This window comes from Colwellia maritima (genome assembly GCF_022669015.1).
Lineage (GTDB): Bacteria > Pseudomonadota > Gammaproteobacteria > Enterobacterales > Alteromonadaceae > Colwellia > Colwellia maritima.
Genome location: NZ_JAKKSL010000003.1, coordinates 273,275 through 299,926, shown reverse-complemented (window position 1 = coordinate 299,926; position 26,652 = coordinate 273,275). Strand labels below are relative to the sequence as shown.

At 36.6% G+C, this 26,652-nt stretch carries 21 protein-coding genes and 3 pseudogenes; 13 read left to right on the top strand and 11 right to left on the bottom strand.

The window, feature by feature from the left end:
• Nucleotides 1–54 precede the first annotated feature (54 nt).
• Complete coding sequence (locus tag L3081_RS17260; protein ID WP_242287283.1) at nucleotides 55–1,269, top strand: EAL and HDOD domain-containing protein; 1,215 nt, start codon at nucleotides 55–57, stop codon at nucleotides 1,267–1,269.
• An 80-nt stretch (nucleotides 1,270–1,349) separates the two neighbouring features.
• On the opposite strand, the gene L3081_RS17255 is transcribed toward L3081_RS17260, so the two are convergent.
• The 4 genes from L3081_RS17255 to L3081_RS17245 form a co-directional block, all read right to left on the bottom strand.
• Nucleotides 1,350–2,318 carry a class 1 fructose-bisphosphatase gene (locus tag L3081_RS17255; RefSeq protein ID WP_242287282.1) on the bottom strand — a complete coding sequence of 323 codons (969 nt, stop codon included), beginning with the start codon at nucleotides 2,316–2,318 and terminating at the stop codon, nucleotides 1,350–1,352.
• A gap of 276 nt (nucleotides 2,319–2,594) precedes the next feature.
• Nucleotides 2,595–3,308 carry a TonB-dependent receptor domain-containing protein gene (locus L3081_RS27160; protein ID WP_274620605.1) on the bottom strand — a complete coding sequence of 238 codons (714 nt, stop codon included), beginning with the start codon at nucleotides 3,306–3,308 and terminating at the stop codon, nucleotides 2,595–2,597.
• On the bottom strand, nucleotides 3,283–4,827 hold the full coding sequence (locus tag L3081_RS17250; protein WP_274620604.1) for a TonB-dependent receptor plug domain-containing protein: 1,545 nt from the start codon (nucleotides 4,825–4,827) through the stop codon (nucleotides 3,283–3,285). Before L3081_RS17250 ends, L3081_RS27160 begins: the two co-directional genes overlap by 26 nt.
• Entirely contained in the window at nucleotides 4,821–5,495 is a 675-nt protein-coding gene (locus L3081_RS17245; RefSeq protein WP_242287281.1) for an STN domain-containing protein, read from the bottom strand. The genes L3081_RS17250 and L3081_RS17245 overlap by 7 nt, the downstream gene beginning before the upstream one ends.
• Nucleotides 5,496–5,776: 281 nt before the next feature.
• On the opposite strand from L3081_RS17245, the gene L3081_RS17240 reads away from it, so the two are divergent.
• Entirely contained in the window at nucleotides 5,777–6,661 is an 885-nt protein-coding gene (locus L3081_RS17240) for an IS982 family transposase (RefSeq protein ID WP_242283445.1), read from the top strand.
• A gap of 185 nt (nucleotides 6,662–6,846) precedes the next feature.
• Here L3081_RS17240 and L3081_RS17235 read toward each other — a convergent pair whose 3' ends face one another.
• The 3 genes from L3081_RS17235 to L3081_RS17225 form a co-directional block, all read right to left on the bottom strand.
• On the bottom strand, nucleotides 6,847–9,432 hold the full coding sequence (locus L3081_RS17235) for a TonB-dependent receptor plug domain-containing protein (RefSeq protein ID WP_242287584.1): 2,586 nt from the start codon (nucleotides 9,430–9,432) through the stop codon (nucleotides 6,847–6,849).
• A 264-nt stretch (nucleotides 9,433–9,696) separates the two neighbouring features.
• Nucleotides 9,697–10,734, bottom strand: a complete 1,038-nt coding sequence (locus L3081_RS17230) for a FecR family protein (protein ID WP_242287280.1) — start codon at nucleotides 10,732–10,734, stop codon at nucleotides 9,697–9,699.
• Nucleotides 10,731–11,306, bottom strand: coding sequence for an RNA polymerase sigma factor (locus L3081_RS17225; protein WP_242287279.1), 576 nt, complete (start codon nucleotides 11,304–11,306; stop codon nucleotides 10,731–10,733). Before L3081_RS17225 ends, L3081_RS17230 begins: the two co-directional genes overlap by 4 nt.
• A 339-nt stretch (nucleotides 11,307–11,645) precedes the next feature.
• Between L3081_RS17225 and L3081_RS29195 the strand changes: the two genes are divergently transcribed.
• From L3081_RS29195 to L3081_RS29190, 3 genes and pseudogenes are all read left to right on the top strand, one after another.
• Complete coding sequence (locus L3081_RS29195) at nucleotides 11,646–11,807, top strand: hypothetical protein (RefSeq protein WP_420839752.1); 162 nt, start codon at nucleotides 11,646–11,648, stop codon at nucleotides 11,805–11,807.
• Nucleotides 11,808–11,821: 14 nt separating this feature from the next.
• Nucleotides 11,822–12,905 (top strand): annotated as a pseudogene (gene putP, locus L3081_RS17220) (sodium/proline symporter PutP).
• Entirely contained in the window at nucleotides 12,902–13,132 is a 231-nt protein-coding gene (locus L3081_RS29190) for a hypothetical protein (protein WP_420839751.1), read from the top strand. Before putP ends, L3081_RS29190 begins: the two are co-directional and overlap by 4 nt.
• A gap of 101 nt (nucleotides 13,133–13,233) precedes the next feature.
• Here L3081_RS29190 and L3081_RS17215 read toward each other — a convergent pair whose 3' ends face one another.
• On the bottom strand, nucleotides 13,234–14,148 hold the full coding sequence (locus L3081_RS17215; protein ID WP_242287278.1) for a DMT family transporter: 915 nt from the start codon (nucleotides 14,146–14,148) through the stop codon (nucleotides 13,234–13,236).
• A gap of 162 nt (nucleotides 14,149–14,310) precedes the next feature.
• Here L3081_RS17215 and L3081_RS17210 point away from each other — a divergent pair, with 162 nt between their 5' ends.
• From L3081_RS17210 to L3081_RS17180, 8 genes and pseudogenes are all read left to right on the top strand, one after another.
• The gene (locus L3081_RS17210; protein ID WP_338027380.1) at nucleotides 14,311–15,279 is read left to right on the top strand and encodes an aminotransferase-like domain-containing protein; all 969 of its coding nucleotides are present in this window, start codon (nucleotides 14,311–14,313) and stop codon (nucleotides 15,277–15,279) included.
• Complete coding sequence (locus L3081_RS28485; RefSeq protein ID WP_338027379.1) at nucleotides 15,257–15,766, top strand: aminotransferase class I/II-fold pyridoxal phosphate-dependent enzyme; 510 nt, start codon at nucleotides 15,257–15,259, stop codon at nucleotides 15,764–15,766. The genes L3081_RS17210 and L3081_RS28485 overlap by 23 nt, the downstream gene beginning before the upstream one ends.
• A gap of 14 nt (nucleotides 15,767–15,780) precedes the next feature.
• Nucleotides 15,781–16,995 carry a multidrug effflux MFS transporter gene (locus L3081_RS17205; RefSeq protein ID WP_242287277.1) on the top strand — a complete coding sequence of 405 codons (1,215 nt, stop codon included), beginning with the start codon at nucleotides 15,781–15,783 and terminating at the stop codon, nucleotides 16,993–16,995.
• Nucleotides 16,995–17,651, top strand: coding sequence for an isoprenoid biosynthesis glyoxalase ElbB (gene elbB, locus L3081_RS17200; RefSeq protein ID WP_242287583.1), 657 nt, complete (start codon nucleotides 16,995–16,997; stop codon nucleotides 17,649–17,651). The genes L3081_RS17205 and elbB overlap by 1 nt, the downstream gene beginning before the upstream one ends.
• Entirely contained in the window at nucleotides 17,648–18,112 is a 465-nt protein-coding gene (locus L3081_RS27155) for a glycoside hydrolase family 3 N-terminal domain-containing protein (RefSeq protein ID WP_274620602.1), read from the top strand. The genes elbB and L3081_RS27155 overlap by 4 nt, the downstream gene beginning before the upstream one ends.
• Before the next feature lie 112 nt (nucleotides 18,113–18,224).
• Nucleotides 18,225–19,631 (top strand): glycoside hydrolase family 3 N-terminal domain-containing protein, encoded by a 1,407-nt coding sequence (locus tag L3081_RS17195; protein WP_274620601.1) that lies wholly within the window; start codon nucleotides 18,225–18,227, stop codon nucleotides 19,629–19,631.
• A 124-nt stretch (nucleotides 19,632–19,755) separates the two neighbouring features.
• Nucleotides 19,756–21,821: pseudogene (locus L3081_RS17190) on the top strand (putative bifunctional diguanylate cyclase/phosphodiesterase).
• 5 nt (nucleotides 21,822–21,826) lie between these two features.
• On the top strand, nucleotides 21,827–23,434 hold the full coding sequence (locus L3081_RS17180) for a bacteriohemerythrin (RefSeq protein ID WP_242287581.1): 1,608 nt from the start codon (nucleotides 21,827–21,829) through the stop codon (nucleotides 23,432–23,434).
• Nucleotides 23,435–23,577: 143 nt separating this feature from the next.
• Here L3081_RS17180 and L3081_RS17175 read toward each other — a convergent pair whose 3' ends face one another.
• From L3081_RS17175 to L3081_RS29185, 3 genes and pseudogenes are all read right to left on the bottom strand, one after another.
• Nucleotides 23,578–23,769, bottom strand: coding sequence for a hypothetical protein (locus L3081_RS17175; protein ID WP_242287274.1), 192 nt, complete (start codon nucleotides 23,767–23,769; stop codon nucleotides 23,578–23,580).
• Nucleotides 23,770–23,957: 188 nt separating this feature from the next.
• A complete protein-coding gene (locus L3081_RS17170) occupies nucleotides 23,958–25,136 on the bottom strand; it encodes an anhydro-N-acetylmuramic acid kinase (protein WP_242287273.1) in 1,179 nt (392 codons plus the stop codon).
• A gap of 19 nt (nucleotides 25,137–25,155) precedes the next feature.
• Nucleotides 25,156–26,591: pseudogene (locus L3081_RS29185) on the bottom strand (OapA family protein).
• Between the last annotated feature and the right edge of the window lie 61 nt (nucleotides 26,592–26,652).

The window sequence follows — 26,652 nt, the reverse complement described above, 5'->3', positions numbered from 1 at the left end:
TTAGTAATTATCTTATAGTAAAACTTGATGCTTTAACGTTTAGAGGTGAGTAATTTGTATTCGTATATTGCTAGGCAACCGATACTGAACATTAAGCAAGAAACCGTGGCTTATGAATTGTTGTTTCGTGATGGGAAATCTAATACCTTTCCTAGTATTAATCCAGATCAAGCAACATCAAAAATTATCGTTGATAACCAATTAAGGCTAGGTCTGGAAGAGGTCACTGGAAATTTGCCTGCCTATATTAATTTTCATGCAGAAGCGCTTATCCATCGTTTTCCTAGTTTTTTAGATCCTAAGAAAATAGTGGTAGAAATTCTTGAAGATGTCGCTATTACCGACGAACTCCTAGCGGTGTGTAAATCATTAAAACAAAAAGGGTATACCCTTGCTTTAGATGATTACATTTTTGATCCTCAGTGGGATGTTTTCTTGCCCTATATTGATATTCTTAAGGTGGATGTACTCGAACTTAGTATGCTTGATATTAGCCGCTCTTTATCAAGACTAAAAGACTATAAATTTACATTACTTGCTGAAAAAATTGAAACTAAAAAAGTATTTGAACAATTGAAATTACTAGGTTTTACACTCTTTCAAGGGTATTTTTTTGCAAAACCTGAGATGCTAAGGAAGAAAAATATTCTTTCATCGAAAAAACACATTATGGATTTAATGGAGCATGCCAATAGGCCAGAGTTCGATTTTGATGCGATCAGCGAAGTCTTTAGTAAAGATGTAGTTCTCACGTATAAATTACTACGCTTTATTAATAGCCCAGGTTATGGACCAAGTAAAGAAATATGTTCTTTAAAACATGCGCTGATATATATTGGTGACCTTGAGTTGAAAAAGTTTATTGCATTACTTGTGCTTGCCGATTTAGCCGAAGGAAAACCAGATCAAATTATAAGAGTTTCGCTTATTAGAGCAAAATTTTGCGAAAAAATAGCGAGTATTAAAAAAATAGATCAAAATCCACCCACCGCTTTTTTAACCGGTATGTTATCTCATATAGATGGAGTATTAGATCAAAGCATTACTGAAGTGATGAATATTTTGCCTGTGCATAAAGAAATTAAAACGGCCTTAATTGAAAGAAATAATTACTTGGCTATTTACTTAGCACTTTCTTTAGCCTTAGAACAAGGTAAATGGCAGCAAGCTAAAAGGATTGCTAATAAAATTAAACTAATGGATGAAGAGTATCTAAATGCTTATCAAGAATCTATTCATTGGTCCGATGCAATGCTTGCTATCACTTGATTAGCGTTAGGGCGCATGGTTATTTAAAAGCACGCCAGAATTGATGCTCTGAAGTGCTTTTAATGTATTAGCAATAAGTATTATTTAAAGTAACTTAAGCAAGTTTCCACTTCGTTTTTAGAACCCATAATCACTTCGACTCGTTGATGTATACTTGTAGGCTCTATATCCATAATACGGCCAGTTGTTGTCATGGCTAAGCCTCCGGCCTGCTCTATTAAGAAAGACATTGGATTAGCTTCATACATTAAGCGTAACTTATGAGGTTGGTTGGGGTTTTTGCTATCTGTAGGGTAAGTAAATATACCGCCTCGGCTTAATACACGGTGAATATCACCTACCATGGCTGCAATCCAACGCATATTAAAGTTTTTATCGCGGACACCGGCTTCACCGGCAATTAAATCACCAATATAGTTTTGCATAGGCTCTTGCCAAAACCTTTGGTTGGACATATTAATGGCAAATTCTTGCGTATCTTCAGGGATTTTTACGTTGCGATGAACGAGTAGGTAACCACCATGGGTTCTATCAAGCACATAGAAATGCGTTCCGCTACCTGTGGTCATAACTAACATGGTGGCAGGGCCATATAACACATAGCCAAGACAAACCTGTTTATCTCCAGATTGTTTGAACATATCAGGGTTGTTAGCATCCATATGCTCTGGCGCTTCATGAATAGAAAAAATAGTGCCAATAAGTGAATTAATATCAATATTTGAGCTACCGTCTAATGGATCAAAAGAAACGATATATTTGCCCACAGCATTACCTGCGACTGAAGTATCTTCTTCTTCAGACGAAATAGCCTTAACAAAGCCTGATTCAAGTAAAATATCTTTAAATAGTTCGTTAGCAACAACATCTAGTTTTTTTTGTATTTCACCTTGAATATTTTCATCTAAAGTTGAGCCCATTAAGCCACTCATATGCGCTTGGCTTACACGGAATGAAATCTCTTTGGTTGCTGCTAATATCGTTTTAATTAGAGAAATTAGATCTAAAGGTACATTGTCTTGGCGTAAAGTCAGAGAGAGTCGTTGCATTGGGTTACCTAATAGCGTTAAATTATATTTATAAAATATATATTGATGATAATTATTAATTTCAATTTAATTATAACAAGTTTCACTTTGCTTTCTAAAGAATTAACTTAACTTTATTATGCGTTTATTAATTAATCATTTCTAATGTACTGATTTCGAAAGGATTTTGAAAATTAATTAACCTGTGTTTGAAGAGATATATAATTAAGATATTGATTTGTAGTTAATAAATGAACAGCGAACTGACTGTTTAATAGATTGGTATCTTTAGGAATATCAGCTAAAATCCCATCCCATGCTAAGGTAATAATGCCCTCCGTTGTAACCTGTTGGGGAATTAATAGGGTAGATAGCACCTAAAAATCCTGGTGTACGGCCTTTACTATTTTCCTCTGGGTAAACATCAAAGATGTTTTTAGCACCTAAAGCGACCACTAAATTATCTGTGACATTATAAGAAATTTCAGCATCAGTGATAATAATTGGGTCAACTTTTTCAATCAACGACACATCGTTAAATTGTGCATTGTAAAAACTCCCATAATAATTAAGGCGAATTGATGCGCTAAGCGCTTCTTTAGTGTATGCGTATGTTAATACACTGCGGTTTTTTGGAATGCCACCTTCTCGTTCTTTACGTACATTACTATTTGATATTGGGCTCTTAGGGTTAGTGACTTCTAATTCAGTGTTTGTATAGTTAAACGCTAATGAGAGCATATTATTACCCCAAAGAAATTCAAACGGTAAACTTGTCACCAAATCAATACCTTGAGTAATTGAATTAAAGTCGTTAGCATAATATTGTATATTTGCTACGTTTGAGTTTATACCTGAAGCGGCTAACAAAGGAGCATCACTGGCTGTTATTTCACTGGTAAATAGTGATAAACGATCCTTAACGTTTATATAAAAATAATCTAAGGTAACATTAACTATTCCTATTTCTGACAATACGCCAAAACTAACGCGTGGCTTTTTCCGATTCAAGCCCACCACCTGAACGGGCAGTAGCGATTGGACTTAAAGCACTGACTAATTGTGAGCTCTGTTGAGCAACGATACCATTTACAATAGAATTTGAAGTAGAAATACGTTGAAGCGTTGACTGACCAACGGTAGGGGCTCTGAATCCGCTACTGAGTGTTGAACGTATGGCAACATTGTCGGTTATTTGTAAACGTGCGGATAGTTTACCATCAAAAGTATTGCCTATATTGCTAATATCTTCATGTCTCATGGCAAGTGAAACAGAGATAAACTCTGTAACGTCACTTTCTATGTCTATATAGACAGCATTAGATGTACGATTATTTTTATCGGCAGTCTCGGGAGAGAAGCCAGGAAAACCATTTGCGCCAATAGCTTCGCCGTTGTGAATAAAAGCTCCTGCTTCATAAGAGGCGCTATCTCCGACTCTAATTTCAAATTGCTCAAAGTGGTTTTGGTAACCAAAGGCTACATTTAATTCTGACTCAAAACCAACGTCAATAGGATAAGTGAAATCAGCATTAAATAAACGCTCGGTTTGTATCTGAGAGCCTAAATCAAAATCGTTAGGTGAAAGCTCACCAAATGATGCATTGACACTATTACTTAACTCATAACCAACATGGTTTTTACCAATGACCAGACTAATATCATAAGTTAATTCAGCTTTGTTATTCGTTAATGCACCTCGCAACCCAACTGCCATACTACTATCGATTATTCTTCCACCTAGTCTTGGGGTAAAACCTCCCGGAAATTGTTCATTAAAAGAAAAGCAGTTAGGATTACTGGAAACGTCTCTTAAGGCTTCAATATCACCCAAATCGCCTGGTATAGTTGGCGTTGGACAATTGCCTGTATTATCATTAGTCATGTCAAAGAAAAGACGAGTACCATCACTTGGATTAATAAATACACCTGCGCGGGTATTGGGGTGACGATAAAAAAAACTACTATCTATATCGCGCCGTGCCCAGTTGCCAAACAGATACAGTTGTTTATAGTTATTACTAGTGCCCAGATCCATTTCCAAATTACCCAATAGCTTAATATTATTGGTTATATTCGGATCTCCCCAAATAACAACAGGGTTTTGTATGTCTTCTATGCTAACCCCACTATCAATTAAACTTTGCACCGGCAAGTCTTGTATCCCACGAGAAGTTGCATCACTTTCTGAAAATTCAAATGAAAAATTCGCTGAGCCACTGTCACTAATTTCAGTTCCCATAATGCCAGATAGCTCAAATTTAGTGCCATCACCTTCAAAGTATTGACCTGTTCGCATTTCTATTCTGTTTATTTCTGAGCTGTTTTCTAATCGAAAATTAATCACGCCTGCTATTGCATCAGAGCCATATTGCGCGGCAGCTCCATCACGTAAAACTTCGATATTTTTAAGTGAAATTCTAGGGATTGGCTCAAGATCAACCCCGTGGGCACCTATATTTACTCCTGATACGTATTCATAAATTGCACCGCTACGATGACGTCTTTTGCCATTAACTAATATTAACATGCTATCAGTAGGTAAGCCTCTAAGGCTTGCTTTGGTCTTATTAGCGTACCTGCATCACTGATCGCTTCCTGACTAACATTATATGAAGGAATAACATTTGATAATGTGGATAGCATATCGTTATTTCCACGAGCATTTATATCTTGCTTATGGATAATATCTAATGGTGCTAATGCATCACTGGGTGACCTATTTATCCGACGCGAACCTATTATTTGAATACGTTCAGGTTCAATTTCTTTGTTTGGCTTTTTTTCTATATTTTTGGTTAATTCGGTAGACTTAGGGGATGGAGATGATGTGCTTGCATCAAGATCTTCTGAGTTGTTTTTTTTCAAGATTGAAGACACCGCAATCACACGTTTTTCGGTAGCAATTGCATTTAATGGGGTATTTAACAGCAGTTTTGCCAAGGCATCTGATAGTGAATAGGTCCCCACTAATGGATTGGTAACAATAGCCAGTGAGTCATCAAATGGGTATAAGAGAGAGTAACCCGAAATATCAGCCAATTTATCTAAGGCTGTGGCTGCATTCATCGCGGGTAAATTAAAACGATAACTTTCTGCCGCATAAGACAGCAAGGGCGTAGTAAACAATAACAAGTTAAAAACTATCGTAAACTGAAGGTATTTATTTTTATTATGGTTCAAAAGACGATTAAACACTTAATTCAGATCTCAGAATATTAACTCACGGGTGAAAGTAATCTATTTAATGGACAACGTATGACCATTGTTTGAGTTGAGTTTCCCCTTTTTTTGTTCTTATTTTTTTGTTTTCTATTAATTTTTAATATATTTTTCAATTAGTCTAATCTTCACATTGATAATCATATATTTAAATAATAAATAATTAACCTGAATCTTGTTTAAGAAAATTGAACTAATTGCCTGTTCCGTGATCAGATCTTTCGACCAAAAAACATTCAATCACACAAGGAACAGGCATGAAGAATTTAGTTGAATTGTATTGCGATGTCGATGACTTTTGCAAAATATTTATTCCGCAATGGCAAAAACAATTACTGGAAGACGGAACCAAAAAACGTCAACGAACAGGGCAAATGACCACCAGTGAAGTTATGACAATAGTGGTTGGTTTTCACATGTCACATTATCGTGATTTTAAAAATTATTACCTCGGCCATGTATCCGCTTTTTATAAAGACGCCTTTCCAAACTTACTGAGTTATACACGTTTCCTAGCGGTCATGCCCCGGATTATTGCGCCAATGTGTGCTTACTTTTCAACACTTAAAGGAAAGCCTACAGGCATTGAATTTATTGATTCAACATCAATAAAAGTCTGTCACAATATTCGTATTCCAAGACATAAAACATTCAAAGGTGTTGCCCAACGAGGTAAAGGTACTATGGGGTGGTTCTATGGCTTCAAACTCCATTTAGTAGTAAACCACCTCGGTGAAATAGTGGCAGCTAAAGTGACTAGTGGCAATGTTCATGATACTCAACCAGTTAGTGAGTTAGCAGAACATTTACCAGATAAATTATATGGTGATAAAGGATATTTAAGTAAAGCTTTAGCGGCCGATTTGTTTGATAAAGGTGTGACACTGATCACCACTGTTAGGAAGAATATGAAAGCAAAAGCGATGTCATTATGGGATAGAGCCATGCTTTCAAAACGATTTATTATTGAGACCATAAATGACCAATTAAAGAATATTTCGTTCATCGAACACTCAAGACATCGTAGTGTTAATGGTTTTATGCTCAATTTACTCGCGGGATTAGTGGCTTATTGCTTAAAGAAAGATAAGCCATCCCTTAATATCAGTGATGTAGAGCTAAACTCTGTGGTCGTTGCTTAAGCAGATCTGGGGTTAATTAAACAATATCTTTATCTTAACACCAAACCATTCTAGCATTCAAAATAGTTTTAAAGAAAAACGCCACCCGTTTATAAACGAGTGGCGTTATGCAATTGCTAAGGTTTTGTTATAGTACTTTATTAAGCGAAGGTAATAAAAACTTGAAAGCCTTTATTTCCCCCTCCTTAAAAACTATAAGTCGCTTTTAAGTAATAAAAACCACCATTAAAACCAAAGGGCGATGTTTCATAATACTGACCGCCCCACCTATTATTATCAGAGCCTGTTTGTTCTTTGAAATCTAAACGACTTGGGTATTCGTCAAATATATTTTGTGCACCGACACTGATTTTAAGATCTTCCATGGCGTGATACGTTACTTCAATATCCACTGTTACTTCTGCATCAGCATTAATCTCTGTACCAGGTTCATCAGGCGTACCTATCCAATCTACATGCACACCTTGATATTCGCCATAGTAGTTTACGCGCGTAAACATACTAAAATCATCCCAGTTTTGCGCCCAAGTGAAGGTTCCGCGATGATTAGGTAAATCATTCTCTAAACGAGACACTTTACCAACACCTGTAATTTCTGGAGTATAGTCATCAACCGTGGTTTTATTGTAGTTATAAGCAAGACTAAAGGTTGTGTCTCCACTTAATAACGCAGTAGAGTAATTCGCAACAAAGTCGAAACCTTCCGTTGTGGTATCAAAGTCATTGGTAAAGAAACTTACTTGTTGAATTGAATCTACGTTAGGTACACCATCGGCTTTTAATATCGCTTTATCTTCTGCTGATAAATCAAGTTTAGCCGATTGAGACACACGGTCGGTTACTTCAATATGGTAGTAATCAAGGGTGAAATGAAAGTCATCAAGTGACCAAACTGCACCAAAGGCCATGCTCTCAGATTCTTCAGGCGTTAACTCGTTTGCGCCAAGTTGAACCGCTACCGCATTGGTTGGTGGTAATAAAGCTGAATCAACTAACACACCGCCATCTAAGTTGGTTTGAACATTCGCATAGTTTGCTTGACCAACCGTTGGTGCACGAAACCCTGTGCTGACTGAGCCACGTAGTGAAAAGTCATCTGTTACATCATACTGCGCAGTGACTTTAAAGTTAGTGGTATCACCAAATGAGCTATAATCTTCATAACGAATGGCATAACCCATCAAGAAATCTTCGGTGAACTGTGCTTCAACATCAACATAAAATGCATAGTTTTGACGAGAGAATTTACCTGCTGCTGACGGTTTAAAACCAGGGAAACCATTTGAGCCGATACCAAAACCTTGGTCAGTATAAGGGCCGGCAATGAACGAGGCTTCTTCACCCGCGATCACTTCAAAAGATTCCGAGTGATATTCATAACCACCGGCAATCACTAACGGTGCTTCTAGACCCACTTCAATTTCTTTAACTAAATCAATATTAAAGAATTTTTCAAGTTGAATATGTTTGCCCGGTGCAAAGTCACGTGGAGTATCCGGCCCTAAAGAGCCATTTACGGTGTCAAAAATAATGTAGCTAGATTCGTTACGACCCACTGAGCCACTCACGTCATACGAGAAAGTATCATCAATTTGACCGCGCGTACCCATGGTTAAGCCAGTATCAACAATATTGCCACCAAAGTTTGGCGTAAAACCACCCGGTAATATTTCGTTAAAGGCAAAACAATTATCGTTATTGGCGACATTATTAATGTAATCGTCTTGCGTTAATACGTTACCTGTCGTGATATTCACTGGGCTACACTCACCACCAACACCGATACCATCAAGGTCGGCAATCAGCAGATTACTTACCCCATCATCATCCGTGTCACCATTACTATACACACCACCACGTGTGTGTGGATTACGATAATAGAAACCACCACGTACATCACGCTCAGAGAAGTTACCAAACATGTAAGCTTCGCGGTCATTACCTAAATCTAAACCGAAGTTACCAAAAATAGTAATATCGTCGTTAATTTCCGGAGAGCCCCACACTTGTGTTAATGGAGAGACTGCTGTATTGCCGCCATCTATCAACCCTTGCGCATCAGAACGTTGTTGACTGCGACTGGTTGCATCGGAATTTTTATATTGAAAACTGATATTAGCAAAACCATCTGGGGTTAGCGGCATACCAATGTTGCCTGAAAATTCTGTAGTGTCACCATCGCCTTCATAATACGAGCCATGACGTACGGTAAATGAGCCACCCTCTGCATCATCTTTTAATACAAAGTTCATGACACCCGCTATTGCATCTGAGCCATATTGTGCGGCAGCGCCATCACGTAATACTTCCACTTGTTTTAGTGCAGAGCTAGGGATAACTGAAATATCAGGACCTTGCGCACCATCGTTAATACCACCACCAAGTAAGGCAATGACTGAAGCACGATGACGACGCTTACCATTTACAAGTATTAACGTACTGTCTGACGAAAGACCACGAAGGTTAGCAGGTTTAACTAAGCTTGCCGCATCAGAAATAGGGTTTGTGTGAACGTTAAATGAAGGGACTGTACCTTTTAATAGCTCCAACATATCGGTATTACCCGATTTTTCTAGTTCTTCGGCGCCAATTAAATCGATAGGTACGGGTGAATCATCAACAGAGCGTGGTGCTCCACGTGAGCCTACCACCGCAATACGTTCAACCGCTTCTTCTTTGACTTGTCCTGAATTACTGTCTGCAGCATATGAGGGGGCGGTTCCTAATGCTACACCCACTGCTAGTGCTAACGTTGTAGTACGAAATTTTATAGACATGTTATTTCCTTCCTAATGATAATTTAATTTTATAATTATTGTGTGCTGTTGCTGTTCTTTTTATTTGCAACACATACTAAAGAGTAGCAGGGATAGTAAAACCGTAAAGATATTTTATAAAAAATAAAATTTTTTTACGGTATAACGCAGAAGGCAGTAATTTGAGGTTTTGTCATTGGCCGTTTAAGGCCAAACATCAACAGAGGTATGTAGTGTAATACGTTAATATTAAACAATAATTTTTATTAGGCTGAGTTGTTATATTTTTTTAGTCAGTAATATTTTATTTGAACCCAATTGCTGAGATGTCATATTAAAAGAAAGCTCAATTGCTTCAATTAAGGCTTCGCTATCTTTTAGATCAAAGCGACCGCTTATTGGAATATTGTGTAGCGAAGGATCTTTTAGCACAATTTGAATATCGAGATAACGGTTAATCTCTTCAATTACGTCAAACAACTCTTCATTATCAAAAATTAATTTTCCATCAAGCCATGATAGTTCTCGTTCTATACTATCAGGGTTAATATGAGTTAACTTAGGTGCTTGATTACTGCCCACAATAACTTTTTCACCTTTAGCAATATAAACATCATCCTTTTGCATGGCTAAATTATTCAATTCCTTAATATCGGCTAATTCAGTATTTAGAGCGACTTTTGACATTTTAACTTTGCCATCGGTAACGGTAACCTGAATATTTTCGGGAGCTAAATGCACAACAAATTTTGTGCCGATTGCTTGGACTAAGCGATTACCCGCATAGACGATAAATGGGCGACTAGGATCATGGGCGACTTCAAATAATGCCTCGCCTTTAATTAATTTAATGACTCTTTTATCATCAGTAAATTCAGTTTCAATGCGACTATTGGTGTTTAAATGTATTATAGAACCATCGTCAAAGGTTGCATCCATTTGCTGACCTATCAAGGTGGCATATGAATTTCTCTGAATATTTTCAGGCATAGCAAACCAAATAAAAATCGCAACGAAACTAACACTTGCTGCTAAGGCAAACGGTTTGAAAATAGGTTTTATTACTGGCCATAAAGACACCTTAGCTGATGTTTTTTCATCACTAATATTAATGAGTACTTCATCTATACCATCCCAAACGTCGGCCATAGCATTTAATGCTGCAGGATGCCTTTTATCTGCTAATAGCCAAGCCTTTAATTCTTTCCTAGATTGATTTGATAAATTTCCATTGTCGAGTCTCACTAACCAAATCGATGCTTCGTCATCAATCGAATTGGTTGTATGTAGGGAAATTACTTTATTGTTAGCATTCATTTTGTACGCTCTTCGCTTGATTGATTTAGATGCAGTGGAAGTTTATGTTCGTTAACTTCATATCCTTGAGCACAAAGTGACTGTTTGCATTGCTTTAAGCCTGTCGCAATATACTTTTCTACAGAACTTACGGATACATCCATTTTTTTTGCAATTTCTTTATGACTTAAACAATAGAGTTTACGTAAAAGTATCGCGCGTCGGTGTTTTTCAGGTAGTGAATTTAACACCTTACTAAAACGTTCAAATTTTAGTTTTTGATACAGTTCTTTTTCTACAGTATTATCAACGTCATCTTCTAATAAGGCTTCATCTAACTCAATATGTATTTCTTTTGATTGTTGCATCAATTTTTTCAGTACTAGGTTTCTTGAAACGACAAATAAGTATCCCTTTGGAGAGCTAATTTGTTGCTTATTATCAGAGCGTAAAGCCCTAATAAATGTCTCTTGTAAAATATCATCAACATCTTGCTGTTCTACGCTCATTTTCATTATGGAACGCACTAAGCCGTCTCTGCATGATTGAAAAGCAGTTAACACTCTATTGTTTGATTGCTTGCTTGTAGGCATTTAATGTTTCCAATAACACACTATTATATTAAAGAGCTTGTTGGTGGCTTAATCCGTAACTACTTTATACAAAAAAAGGGCAGAATAATTTTTTTATTACTTATTGTATTATTTTTTTAGCTTAGTTTCTTATTTTTTAGCGCATAAAACCATGAAAATTGGTAAGCATCAAGAGGAGGGGCTTCTACTCAAATCACGCCAAGATGCGAGTTTATGCACCTATAAGTTAACTTTGGTATACAGAGAAGGTAGATGGATTAAGAATTATTTATGGATTAACGCGCAGTAGTACTCTTTAGTTGCAATGATAAAAATATAATTATAATGGTGGGTATTATTTTGGAATTTGAAACACTTTTTTCCTTGGGGCTTTATTTTATTGCAATGCTTGGTATCGGTTTATATGCGTATCGTAAATCAACGAGTGACGTTTCAGGCTATATGCTTGGAGGTAGGAGTTTAAGCCCGAGTGTTGCTGCACTGTCTGCTTGGTGCTTCTGATATGAGCGGTTTGGATGTTAATGGGCTTGCCGGGTGCAATGTACATTACTGGTATTAGTAGCTTATGGATTGCGATAGGGTTGGTGCTTGGCGCTTTTTTAAATTACCTTATCGTTGCTCCTCGTCTAAGAACTTATACCGAAATTGCGAATGACTCAATTACCTTACCGGATTTTTTTGAAAATCGCTTTCATGATGATTCTCGTTGGCTAAGAATCGTGTCCTCAGTGGTTATTGTGTTGTTTTTTACACTGTATACATCAAGCGGAATTGTTGCAGGTGGAAAATTGTTTGAGAGCTCTTTTGGGTTAAATTATGAGGTAGGTTTGTATGTTACCGGGTGTGGTTGTTGCCTATACGCTATTTGGTGGCTTTTTAGCGGTGAGCTTAACCGACTTTGTGCAAGGGTGTATTATGTTTATAGCCTTGGTGTTAGTCCCTGTGGTTGCGATTTTTGAAATTGGTGGGGTATCACAAATGTATTCAAGTATTAATACAATAAATCCTGCTTTGTTAGATATCTTTAGTGGCATGAGCTTTATTGGTATTTTATCTGCAATGGCTTGGGGGTTAGGTTATTTTGGGCAGCCTCATATTATTGTTCGCTTTATGGCAATTCGAAGTGTCAAGGATATGCCGACAGCGCGTCGTATTGGTATGAGTTGGATGATTGTTTCTATTATAGGTGCGATGGCAACAGGATTTGCGGGTATTGCCTATGTTGCTAAAACAGGAATAAAGCCGGATGATGCGGAAACTATTTTTATTTTATTGTCGCAAATTTTATTTAACCCATTAATCTCAGGCTTTTTATTAGCTGCCATTTTAGCCGCAATTATGAGTACTATTTCATCTCAGCTTTTGGTGACATCAAGTTCTTTGACAGAAGATTTTTACAAAACATTTTTACATAAAAATGCTACAGACAAACAACAGGTGTTGGTTGGACGAATTTCTGTGTTTTTAGTAGCACTTGTCGCCATTTATCTAGCTTACGATCGTGACTCTTCAATTTTATCATTAGTTAGTAATGCTTGGGGGGTTTTGGCGCTGCATTTGGTCCTGTTGTTATCGGTAGTTTATACTGGAAAAAAATGACAAAAAATGCTGCGTTAGCCGGCATGGTAACTGGGGCGGTAACTGTATTACTATGGATTTACTTACCATTAACTATTAATGGGCAGTCATTAAGTTCACTTATGTACGAAATAGTTCCCGGCTTTATTTTATGCTCTTTGGTTATTTATGTGGTAAGCACACTGTCACCGCAAGATAATTCTGAGGTTTTAGCAAGACATGATGAAATGTTAAAGCATCATGTATAAATAACGTGTATAAAAAACGACATAGCAGGAAGGAGCCACTATGTCGTATGCTATTGGCACATATCTTTGGCTTTATTATTCATTAAAGCATGCCATTTACATTAAACTTTTGCTGCTTGTTTAAAGCTGAATAACCGCTGTAATGTTTCTGTTTTGGTTAGTACCACTATGTTGCCTAATAAAACGAAGCTTAGCCCAATTACTGTGTATTCACTCCAAGCAAACCCCTCGACAACGGTTGAGATTAATACCGCAATAGCCGGAAAAATAATATTCGCGTACGAGGTTTTGTGAGAGCCAATACGTGTCATCAAGCTTAAATAACAACCAAAAGCGATTACAGAGCCAAAAAGTGATAAGTAGACCAACGAGGTTAAATAAGCCGGTTCAAATGAAAAAGTGAATTGTTTACCTTGTACTACCACGGCTAAGCTAGTGAAAATAGCACCATACAGCATTCCCCATGCATTGGCCTGAACAATGGGAATATGATTTTTTTGATTTTTGATGGATAGCATATTCCCCATCGAAGCAGAAAAGGTGCCTAATAAACACAGCCCTAAGCCCAAAAAGGTTGCCGTACCTAAGTGTACATCAGTTAATTGTGGCCAAAAAAGTGTCACAATACCAAATAAGCCAAAAGCGCCACCGAAATAGACTTGTTTGGTGATATGTGTTTTAAAAAAAACTTTGGCGTTAATTATATTCATTAGCATTAACGTTGAAAAGGCAATACAGCTTAATGCTGAATTAATGTGTTGTTGGGCGTTATAAAGCAATAAATAGTTCATGCCAAACAAGCAAACGCCAAAAGCAGCAAACAAAGCATGTTGTTTCAAAGAAAACAGCATCGGCAAATGTTTTACTTTGACAAAAACAAATAAAATAATTGCAGCAAGTAAAAATCGATATGACACAGATGCTTCGGGAGCAACATCGCCCAGTTGATAATTAATGGCAATCCAAGTAGACCCCCAAATAAGTACGGTAAGTAGATATAGAATACTATTACTCATTATTTTTCCTTTTACTGCTGATGGTTAGATATAACAGCGGTACGTCATTTTATTGTGCAATTTTAAAATAGAGAATGACAGTATAGTGATTATTTGTTCTAATAACATATACAAAATATTGAAAATGGAACCTGTACAGTTTGTTTTCCAAAGGCTTATGTTATGCAATTACTGGATAAATCATCAACTGCTTTTTTATATCAACAAGTTATAGACTTTATTGGCTACCAACAAAAAACAGGTGCTTTATTGCCTGGCGATAAATTACCGAGTTTACGTAAGTTAAGTCGACAATTTGAAATCAGTGTGCCAACGGTAAAGCAAGCTTATATTGAATTAGAGCGTCAGGGGCGTGTTTGCGCTAGACCCCAATCGGGTTATTATTTAACGGCAGAGCAAGCACGCACGTTACAACCTAGACCTAAAAAATGGTCTCATTGTACACCGACAACCGTACAATGTCGTAATATGATTGAACAGGTTTATCAGGCTGTGCATATGCCTGATACTATTGCTTTAGGTATTTCAAACCCTATTTTGGCTAATCCTCCAGATAAAACACTGGCAAGATTAATGCGCGCTGTTATTTCTAAAGTCGCTGAAAAAGCTGTTAGCTATGGACCCGTTACAGGAGATTGCAAACTACGTATGCAATTGGCGCTTCGTTATCAAGAACAAGGAGTGGCTATTAACCCTGATGACATAGTGATTACTAATGGCGCGCAGGAAGCCTTGTCTATTGCGTTGCAATGTGTTGCTAAACGTGGTGATGTTATTGCGGTAGAGTCGCCTTGCTTCTTTGGTATTATAGAGCTTATTGAAACCTTGGGTATGCAAGCATTAGAAATATATACTTGCACTGAAGACGGTGTTTGTTTAGATGACTTAACGAAGGCAATTCAAGAGCATCCAATTAAGGCGTGTTTGTTTTCTTCGGCGATAAATAATCCATTGGGTTCCATGAAAACAGATACGCAACGACAAGCCATGGTTAGCTTACTTGAACAAAAAGGCATTCCGTTAATAGAAGATGATGTATACAGCGAGCTGTATTTTACTGAACGTAAACCCAGACCAAGCGCAACTATATTCGAAAGATGGCTTGGTTATGACGTGCTCCTCATTTTCTAAAACAGCGGCGCCAGGGTATAGAATCGGATGGTTGTTACCCGGTAAATATGAAGAACAAGCTAAACGCACGAAACGCGCTCAATCATGCTCTACACCGTTGTTACAGCAATGGACATTAAACGAATATATTCAAAGTGGCGACTATGATCGACATTTAAACGTGCTCAGAAAAAAATTAATTTATAATTGTGAGCGTATGCGAGCGTTAATTGCCGAAAGTTTTCCCAAGGAGGTTTGCATTTCTAAACCTCAAGGGGGTAGCGTGTTGTGGATTAGGTGTCAGTCGCACGTTAATACCAGTGATTTTTTTCAAGAAGCATTAGAACTCGGAGTCAGCTTTGCTCCCGGTATCATATTTTCCCCTTCAGCAAAGTACGCTAACTTTATGCGCATTAGTTTTGGTGTGCAGTGGAATACACAGGTAGAAAACGCAGTGAAAGCATTAGGTAAATTAGTGTTTGAATATACATATAAACAATTACAGTAATCGCAAAAATCATTATGAAATTAGACACTTCGACACAAGTATCACTTAAAATAATCTTACCCTTACTTGCATCAATAATGGCTTTATCTCCGTTAGCTATTGATATGTATTTACCTGCAATGCCTATATTGGCTGAGGATTTAAATACAGACATGCCAATGATACAAAATTCATTGAGTATTTATTTGTTGGGATTCGCCTTGGGTTTAATTATCTTTGGTCCTATGGCTGATAATAGTTCACGAAGGAAAATGGTGTTATTTGGCATAAGTGGCTTTTTAATTGCGAGTTTATTATTACCATTTGTGACTAATATTGAGCAGTTTTTGCTATTACGTTTTATACAAGCGTTTATTAGTAGTGCAGCAACGGTTGTTGTGCCCAGAACAATTCGTGAGTATTATCAAAAGGATACAGCAAAAGGGCTGTCGTATGTGTCAATGATTATGATGCTTGCTCCTATGATAGCGCCGAGTATAGGTAGTATTTTATTAGTTGCACATAGTTGGCAGTTAATTTTTTATGTGTTGGTTTTTTATAGTGCAATCGTAATATTGCTTGTTATGCGGTATTTACCTGATGTTTCTCGAACCCAAGTGAACAAAGAGAATCAAGTAAACTTTTTGGGTCGTTATAAAATTGTGTTTTCAAATAATGAAGCGCGTTTAGATATTATTAGTTCAATGATGGTTTCACTTGCTTTCTTTGCTTATATTACGGCTATTCCCTTTGTCTATTTAACGGTATATCAAGTCTCTGAATTTAGCTTTAGTATTTTATTTGGAATGAACGTATTTGGCTTAATGTTGGCGCATTTTATTAATACCCGTTTAGTTGTGCGAAAAGGCTCAAGAAAAATGTTGTGGTATGGGCTAATTTTATCGATTATTACTTCTGCAGGCTTATTTTTTGTTAATTTAACAGGGATGCCTCTTTCTTACACTGTGCTATCCATCATTCCATTGATGGGAAGTATTTCAATGGTTGCCGTGAATGCTGATGCTTTAGTGTTAACCAAGTTTCCTGAACAATCAGGTACAGCTACCGCCGTAATAGGTACCCTACGATTTGGTATTGGTGCAATGGCGGGGCCTATTTTAGCTTTTTATTATGATGGTAGTGCTTTACCATTTGCAGGATTGATGTTTTTTTCTGTATTGTTGGTGCTAATATGTCAATTAATAAACTGGCTTAATGGTAAGGCTAATATGCTCCCTAAGGATGAATGATGAAAAAAGTTGCGGTAATTTTAAGTGGTTGTGGTGTGTATGATGGTAGTGAAATTCATGAATCAGTATTAACTTTGTTAGCGATAGAGCAAAATGGCGCCGGCTATCGTTGTTTTGCACCCAATATTGCACAGCACCATGTTATAAATCATTTAACGGGTGAGGTAAGTGAGGGAGAAAATCGAAATGTTTTAGTTGAATCTGCTCGTATTGCCCGTGGCAACATAGAAGATTTAGTCGACCTACAAACACAAGAATTTGATGCTTTGATTGTACCTGGTGGTTTTGGTGCAGCAAAAAACTTATGTAATTTTGCTTTAGATGGTGATAATTACGAAGTGAATACTCAAGTATTATCCGCTTGTCAGGGGTTTGCTAAAGCAGATAAGCCCGCCGGTTATATGTGTATTGCCCCTTCCATGTTGCCACTTATATATCCTAAAGGCGTACAAGGTACTATCGGTACCGATAAAGGGACAGCCGCGTTAATTACAGCCAGAGGCTTAATACATGAAAATTGTAATGTTGATGAAGTCGTTATTGATCATGCTCATAAATTAGTGACAACACCCGCCTATATGTTAGCTACTTCCCTAACAGAAGCAGCGTCAGGGATTAATAACTTAGTTAAAAACGTTTTGGCGTTATGTAAATGAAAGTAAAAGCGTTAAACAATAGTCTTAAATTGATTGTTGTTTTTTTTTGTTTCACTTATATCGGTAATTGTTTTTCATTACCGAATAATTATTCTAGCCAACCTTTTTCTGGCAATAACGTATCAAATAAACCTATGACAAACGCGAAAGAATCATCGAGTTTTTTTTCTGATTTAGAAAAACAAATTGCCGCAAAAATAGCGTTAGATATTCGTTATTATTGCACGGATAGTGCCAATTCAAAAAAAGGAACCTGTTTACAACCCGTGACAAAATTACCAGTAGCTTTAGCTGAGATGATCACGAAATCAGGTATCGGTAGTGTGGTTCTTTTTGCGGAAAATTTAGTCTCAACTAAGCAGGTGATTCAGTTAACGCATGACTTGCAAAAAGCCGCAGTGCAATCAGATTCAGGATTACCGTTAATTATTTCTATAGATCAAGAAGGGGGAGGGTTGTGAGGTTACCACAAGCAACCTCATTTGCAGGCAACATGGCTATTGGTGCCACTTACCCAGATTATGGTACAAAGTACGCTACGGATACCGGACAGTAATTGGCAAAGAATTGACCTTGCTCGGCATAAATAATAACTATGCTCCTGTTATAGATGTTAATACCAATGCTGATAATCCTGTCATTAATACTCGTTCTTTTGGGGAAAATGCTCAACAGGTAGCAGAGCTAGGTGTTGCGGCTGTTAATGGCTTTCAACAGCAAGGCATTATGGCTACCTTGAAACACTTTCCAGGGCATGGCGATACCCATGTTGATAGTCATCTAGGTTTACCCTCAGTTTTACATGATTTAGCGACAATAGAAAAGAAAGATATTGCACCATTTCAGTGGGCAATAAAACACAGTTCTCCCGCGATGATTATGACCGCACATATTCAATATCCGGCACTCGATAACACAACGGTTGAAAACATGTTTGGTGAGCAAATTATTCGTCCGAACTATGTCACGAAAAATATTAACAAAACTCTTAAGAAAAAAATGAATTTTGATGGCATTATTGCAACAGATGCTCTGGATATGGCAGGTATTGCGCATTATTTTGATGAAGTAACTGCCGTTGTTGAAACCTTTGTTCTTGGTGCCGATTTGGCCGTCATGCCTTTTAAAATAAGAACTAAAGAGGACATAGGCAAATTTTATTTGTTCATTAAATCTGTTGCTAACATGTTACAACAAAAAAGTGATAATAATGTTTTTTCATTAGCTGAAGTTACGCAATCACTCGCACGTATTAATCGCTATAAGGCGAAATTTATAACGCTACCAAAAATTTCCATGGCAGAACAAGTTGCTATCGCAGAGCAATTGATAGCTAAACCGCAACATTTGAAGCTTGAACAAGCGTTAGCCGATAATGCAGTCGTTTTATTAACTAACGAACGGCATAAGTTACCGTTTGATGTTTTGAAAATGACACGTATTCACCTGTTTGTTTTAAACTGGCAAGAGTTTGGCGCTTTAAAGCATGCCATTGGGTCTCATTGGACAAGCTTAGGGCTAACACCACCAAAAATTAGCGCAACCGTGGTAGCTGATGCTGATGCCCAGGCGCAAATTAAACAAGCTGAGAAGTTAATAAAAGCAGATTTACTCATAGCAACCATTGACACCAAAATTGCGAGTCTAGTTGATATTGGAGGAGCAGAAGATCGTTCCACACAAGCCTATTTAGTGAGTGAACAAGAGAAGGTCAGTTATCAGCAGTTACTCACTCTCCAATTAAATCAAGCAAAGCAGAAAAAAATAACCAGTGTAGTGGTGGCAAAAGGCTCACCTTATTTGTTACAACCTTATCTTGATAAAGCAGACGCTATTTTAGTTACTTTTGATGATCGTATTTATCAAATGGCTAGCAACACACCTTATAGTCCTGGGTACCATACTAGTATTTCTATTGTTTTTGGTAAGCAAAAACCACGTGGAATATTACCCGTTAGTTTACCCCTAATGATAAAATAATAACATTACTAAGTACCTGGTTTTGTTAAATTAACGCATTCAAAAATGTACATCCTAATATTTCTTTACTACACTAAATTTAGTGTATATCACACGTTTTTATGTTGATTAAGGAATATAAGCTATGAAAGGTGTAGGTAAAACGTTAATTCAAAGCTGTGTGACCACAGGTGTTTTAATACTCGATCAAAACTTGGTGTTAATAGACGTTAACGAACCATACCTTACAATGACTGGCGGCAGTAAAGACGAGTTACTCGGGGCTTCAATTGAAAATATAGACGCCTTTTTAGCGACAAAAATTGAGGCAAGTAATGATAACCCTACATGTGGCCATTTTCATGCCATTATCAAACATAAAAGGGGAAAGCAACTTCCCGTAGAGGTGTCTTTTTTCTCACAATACCTAGCAGGAAAAAAGCAAACCTTGCTGTTTGTTAAAGCTGTCAATTATGAAAATATAACTCAATATAATCAATCGATTATTGAACAAATTTTTGACCAAACTTACGAAGCTATTATCGTGACTGATAGTCAAGGTTGTATACAAACAGTGAATAAAAGTTTTTCTGATATAACGGGTTTCACACAAGCTGAAGTGACAGGAAAAACGCCCGCAGTACTTAGCTCAGGAAAACAAGATAAAGAATTTTATCAAAGGTTTTGGAAAGCGTTGATAAAAAAAGGCTGTTGGCAGGGCGAAATATGGAATAAACGTAAAAATGGGCAAATTTATCCTCAATGGTCAAATATTAGTAGTATTAAAGATCGCACTGGGGAAATTTCTAATTATATTTGTCAATTCTCGGATATCACTAACCGAAAAAAATCTGAAGAAGAATTACATTTCCATGCATATCATGACGTTTTAACTAGCTTACCTAATAGGCATTTATTATTTGAAAAACTCGAATATTTAACGGAAACACATAAAGAAAGTCCTACCTGCTTCTGTGTATTTTTTTGTGATTTAGACCGATTTAAATTTATTAATGATTCATTAGGGCATGAAGCAGGCGATGAACTATTAAAGAGTGTGGCTAATCGGTTAGGTGGTAAATTACGAGATAGTGATATTGTAGCGCGCAGTGGCGTAGATGAATTTATTATTGTTATTGAAGGGCAAAAAACAATAAAAAATTTAGATAACATTTGCAAACAAATGCTATTATTTTTTGAAAAACCATTTAAAACAAAATATGGTACATTTAAAATAACGGCCAGTATTGGGGTAAGTCAATTTCCTGCGGATTCTACCGATATTAAAGAGCTAGTGACCTTTGCCGATGTTGCTATGTTGAAAGTAAAAGAGTCAGGAGGCAATCACTATTTATTTTTTGATACAAAAGAAAAAGAGTTAATAAAACGGCGTTTAGAACTTGATGCTGAAATTTATAAAGCCATTGAAAAAGAACAATTTGAAGTGTGGTATCAACCCCAAATTAATGCCAAAAGTCATGAGGTGTATGGTATTGAATGTTTAATTCGTTGGATACACCCAGAACAGGGGATAATCCCCCTAATTTATTTATTCCCATTGCAGAGGCTAATGGCACGATTAAAGAGCTTGGCTATTTTGTTTTAAAAAATGCTTGTAAGCAATTAAAACTATGGAGAGATAGCGATCTCTTTACTGGCACCATGGCAATAAATATTTCGTTAAAACAGTTCGACCGAAATGATCTTTTTTCTCAGGTTGAACGTATCTTATTAGAGGAGTCGCTTCCTGGTAATGTTATTGAACTTGAGGTAACTGAATCGGTTTTTTCTGAAGACAATAATCATCACACGCCTATTTTACGTGCCTTAAGAAAGCTAGGTATTAAAGTGGCTATTGATGATTTTGGTACGGGGTATTCGTCTTTACAACGCCTAAAAAGTTTACCTATTGATAATGTGAAGATTGATAAATGTTTCGTTGATAATATTGAGCATGATAAGAATGATGCGGCTATTATTAAGGCAATAATATTATTGTCGGAAACATTTAATATTGAGCTAATTGCAGAAGGAATTGAAACACAAGAGCAAGCCGATAAATTATGTGAATTAGGGTGTTATAATCACCAAGGGTTTCTATACAGTAAACCACTTAACGCGTATCACTTTGAACAATGGATTATGACGTTTAACGAAAAATATAGGGTTGTAGCTACAACCAATCAACAGAATAAGGAAGATTGTCCGTGAGCTCAATGAGAGTGCTTAACCAACCTGACGTAATTATGGTTTATCAAGATCGTGATGTGGTGGAACCGGCTATTAAACAAATTATGGAATTAGAGCTTGATTTTAAAGCATATAAACATAACCCAAAAAGAATGCAAGAGATAGCTAAGCTAGCGCCCAAAGTTTTACTATTATCTTCAAATGATGTAAAAAACACAATACAGTTTTATATCGATTATTTGGAAGAATATGAACAAAATATTGCGCCCCATAGTGCAGTATTACTGATTAACAATCGTGAAACGCTTAACGCTTATTTAGCTTGTGAAAATGGTTTATTCGATAATTACGTTATAATCAATCCGTTAAATGAGCCTTATCGATTAAAGCCGGTGTTGTTACAAGAGTTAAAGATAATCGATAGTCATAAAAATAATAGTTTAGATATACTTATTTCTGAAGGGGATGATCAACTCGCCTCATGTATTGAGCACGGTGTAGCACTTAAAAAGTCGTTTATCCACGAAGTTAATAAATGTGGTGAAACCCTACTGTCGGCTACCAATGATTCTTTTGCAGGGATAGAGGGCATGGAGGCAAAAACGGTTTTACAAAACCTAATTGGCTTGTCCCTTGATGAAATGAATGAAAACATTTCTTCTGAAATACAAAATATTTTAACTCAATTAAACCAATTAAAACTAAACAATGACAAAATAAAGCAGAGTGTTAATAAGCATAACACGCAAAGTAACAAAACAATTGTAGGCGTAAATGCTGAGCTTTTAACCTCAACTGAAGAAAAAGACTTACCACTTATAACGTCTCGCTATAAAGTACTTATTGCTGAGCCATCAGACTTGTTTACACGAGTCATAGAGGCAATTTTTTCAGAAACTGTTTTTAAATATTTATTAGTGAACGACGGAAAATCAGCGTTATCTCAAATAGCAAAATTTCAGCCCGATGTAGTGCTGCTTGCCTATGATTTACCTAACGTTAATGGTATTGATGTTACAAAAACTATCCGTAAAAAAGGTAATAAAGTCCCTATTATCGCATACGCTAATCATGTTGAAAAAGCGGTGATGAAAGAATGGATAGAGCAGGGATTAAGTGGGTATTTGCTTAAGCCTTTGAAAAAAAGTGCGATATTAGCAAGTGTTAACTATGCAGTGAAAAATCCGGAAGATGTGCTTACTTACGATGAAAGTTTCGGTCAGTCTGAAATTCATTGGGATGCAGAATACGCGGTTGGCAATGCGGATATGGATAATCAGCATAAAGAACTATTTGATATGATTAATGAGTTTTTTAAACAAGACAATAAACAGTCCGCCATTATTCTTTTTGAAAGTTTGTCTTCCTATATTGATTTGCATTTTGAATCGGAAGAAAACTTATTAAGACAAATTAATTACCCTGCAACGGATGAACATATTAAACAACATGAAGAATTGAGGCATAATTTTAATGCGCTTAGAAATAGACTTATTCATTATGATATCGATATACAACATAAAATAGGGATGTTTCTTTATAATTGGATGGCTAAGCATATTTTGCAATCTGATATGGAATATAAAGCTTATGCCCTTTCGATAGAAGAAGACAGTTTTATGCCAGAAAAGTAATCGTGTGCTATGTTAATAGTGGTGAGCATCATAGTCTCAGCAATTAATAAATAAAAGCCCATAATATTTATGGGCTTTTAGGTTCAATTTAAAGGTTAAATAATTTAAATGATAAGTTAACTATATTAGGTAAAACAATCGCTCTAATAAAAGGTATCTTGTTTATTGTGTACTTGTGGATCTTCAATGATGTCTTCAAATTCCACTTCAAAATTATTATTATTACAGGTGTCAGCCATATAAATTTTGCGTGTTGAACCATCTATCCAAGTCACAGTGCCACTGCCTTTTCTGCTGCCGCATTTCATACCAATATGAATATCTTTGAATTCCATAGCTTCTCCTAATCATTTATTATAAATACGTAAATACTTAGATTAAAAAACACACAAATAGTTCGATTTTTATAAATTAAAAGCGATAAAAAAAGAGAACTCTTGTATGAGAAATAACTCAGTATTGCTGTTTTTTTATTCTTAGAATGATTTAGTATAGAGATAAAATTGATATTTACTAGTAACTATTAGGGTAAAAACTCAGTGCCGAGAGTACAACCTTTGCTAGCCCCTGTCACTGCCGGCATATTGCTTAAGAACTTTTTGTCATAAGCGAATGCTAACCAAGCAAAGGCAATGGCTTCTAATTGATCTACATCTATATCTTTTTGATTAGTAAGAAGAAGTTCGTAGTTTGTTATTTGTTTTTCTAGCTGTTGATTTAGTTGGTTTTTTAAATCTTTATTATGCGTGCCACCACCACACAGATAAATTTTGACCATGTTTGTATTATCTAGATGGTGTTGGGTAATCGCATTCACGATGGTTATTGCTGTAAAAGCGGTTAATGTTGCCTGCACATCTTGACTGCTTATATGAGCAACGTTATTTAGCTGTTTTTGTAACCATGGTAAATGAAAATACTCTCTACCAGTGCTTTTAGGGGCAGGGAGCTTGAAATAGTTATCGGACAATAATTGGTGTAATAATTCATCATTAATAATACCTGTAGCTGCCCAATTACCGTTTTTATCATATTTAAATGTACTGTCTGGGTTATGTAATTGAAACCAATCATCCATGAGCGCATTACCCGGACCAGTATCGTAACCGAGTGTTTTGAAAGTATCTTGCGCCGGAAGAAAGGTGAGATTGGCAATGCCACCAATGTTTACAACAAAAACATCAATAGCATTCTTACTTGATGGATTATGTGTTTTATTCTCACTAAAAATAGTTTGATGAAAAGCAGGTACCAGTGGTGCACCTTGTCCACCTAATGCCATATCTTTACGACGAAACTGCCCAATAACACGAATATTAGTTAAGGTGGCTAATGTTTGACAGCAACCAATTTGTAAAGTGAAAGCATTTGTATTTAATGGCCTATGTCGGATAGTTTGACCATGGTTACCAAGAGCAATAATATCAGCATGTGTTAAGTGCTGCTGAGCTAAAAAATCATGAATCGCACGAGAAAAAAGTTTAGCGAGTGCTACATCCAGAGTAAACGCTCGATCAATTTCATTGGCATTAGGCCTATACAGTGACTTAATTTGTTCAGCTATTTCGTTACTATAAGGTTGATAATAACTGGCGTGATGCCTAAGCTTATGATTTCGTTCAAATGAGACTAAGGCTAAATCGATACCATCGGCACTAGTGCCTGACATTAAACCAATATAGTATTTTTGTTTATTGCTCATTGAAACTACCTGATTTTATTTAATCATTATTTGGTTGTAATGTTTTTTCATTATCCGTCATCGATAGGATGGCATGTTTCGCACTAGCGAGTGCCTGTAAACGTTCTGTTGCGAGCGCGGTAAACTCAGTCTTATATTTTTTATCTATGGGTTTCGCATCGGGTAATTTAACTGTTCTCGGGTTACGGTGTACGCCATTGAGTAAAAATTCATAGTGTAAATGAGGCCCGGCAGCCAAACCTGTTGCGCCCACGTACCCAATGAGCTGTCCTTGTTTCACTCGTTGACCCTTTTTTACAGCACGCTTTGAAAAATGTAAATACTTGGTAACGATACCATTGCCGTGTTGAATAAAGACATAATTGCCATTGTATTTATTATAGGTTGAATGCGTTACTTTACCATTACCTGCAGCAACAACCGGTGTGCCAGTTTTAGCTGCATAATCAACGCCTCTATGTGCCTTCCAACGTTTTTGCACCGGATGAAAACGCTTCCGTTTAAAGCTTGAACTGATATATTTAAAATTTACAGGTGCGCGTAAAAAGGCTTTACGCATACTCTTACCGTCAGGGGTGTAATATTCCTTGTCGCTAAATTGAACCGCTTGGAATACATCATCTTGATTGATAAACTCTGCAGCTAAAATATTACCTGTACCAATGTATTCACCATCAACATATTTTTGTTCAAAAATAATATGAAAACTATCACCACCCGTATATCTAATGCAAAATCAATATCCCAACCAAAAATATTGGCAAGTTCTATAATTTGTCCATCTGTTAATCCGGATGCGGTACCGGCATTCCAAAAATTAGTATTAATGGTACCGTGGGCGAAATTTTCACGAATTTCAACGCTTTTACTTTCTTTATATGACTGATAAGTGTCACCAACTAAGTTGATATAAAGTGTCTCTGTTTTAGAGCGAGGGTATTCTAATGCCGTTATTTTTTTTGCGTCATTTGTCGCAATTCTTAGGGTATCGCCCACATTCATTTTAAGGAGTAATTTGCTGTCTTTACCTTCTGCACTACTAATGGCATAGGTGTCTTGAGCACTAAAACCTAAACGTTTAAATATTCTGGCAAGAGAATCACCACTACGCACCGTGATCGTTTGCCAAGCAATATTACTTTGCTGCTCCGAATTTACCGTGCTTGTGAACGCTTTATCCACCTCATCGAGTTTCTTGATTGGTTGACTTATTGTCGGTACTTCAATTTCAATAGGGCTAATTGATTGTTTATCCGTTGTTTGTCCTGGCATGGCTACTTGATAGCGTTTACCTACTTCAAAACGTTGAGTATGTGTGTTTTTTACCGTTAACTCTTCCCTTGAAGGTAATAAAACTAATATCAAGGCGAGCACGCTAATGCCAATAATAACCGTTTGATGTTTTTTGGGGAGTGTTTGAAAAGCTTTTTGTAGGCTTTGGGCAATGCGAAGCAAACTTTTTAATTGACGCTGTAATATTTGTTTTTTATTCACGGAGGTATTTATTTAGTTTATT

Excerpts from the sequence above, each read along its gene's own strand:
- L3081_RS17255 (WP_242287282.1), bottom strand. The coding sequence starts at position 2,318 with ATGCAACGACTCTCTCTGACTTTACGCCAAGACAATGTACCTTTAGAT.
- L3081_RS17250 (WP_274620604.1), bottom strand. The coding sequence starts at position 4,827 with ATGTTAATATTAGTTAATGGCAAAAGACGTCATCGTAGCGGTGCAATT.
- L3081_RS17240 (WP_242283445.1), top strand. The coding sequence starts at position 5,777 with ATGAAGAATTTAGTTGAATTGTATTGCGATGTCGATGACTTTTGCAAA.
- L3081_RS17230 (WP_242287280.1), bottom strand. The coding sequence starts at position 10,734 with ATGAATGCTAACAATAAAGTAATTTCCCTACATACAACCAATTCGATT.
- L3081_RS17225 (WP_242287279.1), bottom strand. The coding sequence starts at position 11,306 with ATGCCTACAAGCAAGCAATCAAACAATAGAGTGTTAACTGCTTTTCAA.
- L3081_RS29190 (WP_420839751.1), top strand. The coding sequence starts at position 12,902 with ATGACAAAAAATGCTGCGTTAGCCGGCATGGTAACTGGGGCGGTAACT.
- L3081_RS17215 (WP_242287278.1), bottom strand. The coding sequence starts at position 14,148 with ATGAGTAATAGTATTCTATATCTACTTACCGTACTTATTTGGGGGTCT.
- L3081_RS17210 (WP_338027380.1), top strand. The coding sequence starts at position 14,311 with ATGCAATTACTGGATAAATCATCAACTGCTTTTTTATATCAACAAGTT.
- L3081_RS28485 (WP_338027379.1), top strand. The coding sequence starts at position 15,257 with ATGACGTGCTCCTCATTTTCTAAAACAGCGGCGCCAGGGTATAGAATC.
- L3081_RS17205 (WP_242287277.1), top strand. The coding sequence starts at position 15,781 with ATGAAATTAGACACTTCGACACAAGTATCACTTAAAATAATCTTACCC.
- elbB (WP_242287583.1), top strand. The coding sequence starts at position 16,995 with ATGAAAAAAGTTGCGGTAATTTTAAGTGGTTGTGGTGTGTATGATGGT.
- L3081_RS27155 (WP_274620602.1), top strand. The coding sequence starts at position 17,648 with ATGAAAGTAAAAGCGTTAAACAATAGTCTTAAATTGATTGTTGTTTTT.
- L3081_RS17180 (WP_242287581.1), top strand. The coding sequence starts at position 21,827 with ATGAGAGTGCTTAACCAACCTGACGTAATTATGGTTTATCAAGATCGT.
- L3081_RS17175 (WP_242287274.1), bottom strand. The coding sequence starts at position 23,769 with ATGGAATTCAAAGATATTCATATTGGTATGAAATGCGGCAGCAGAAAA.
- L3081_RS17170 (WP_242287273.1), bottom strand. The coding sequence starts at position 25,136 with ATGAGCAATAAACAAAAATACTATATTGGTTTAATGTCAGGCACTAGT.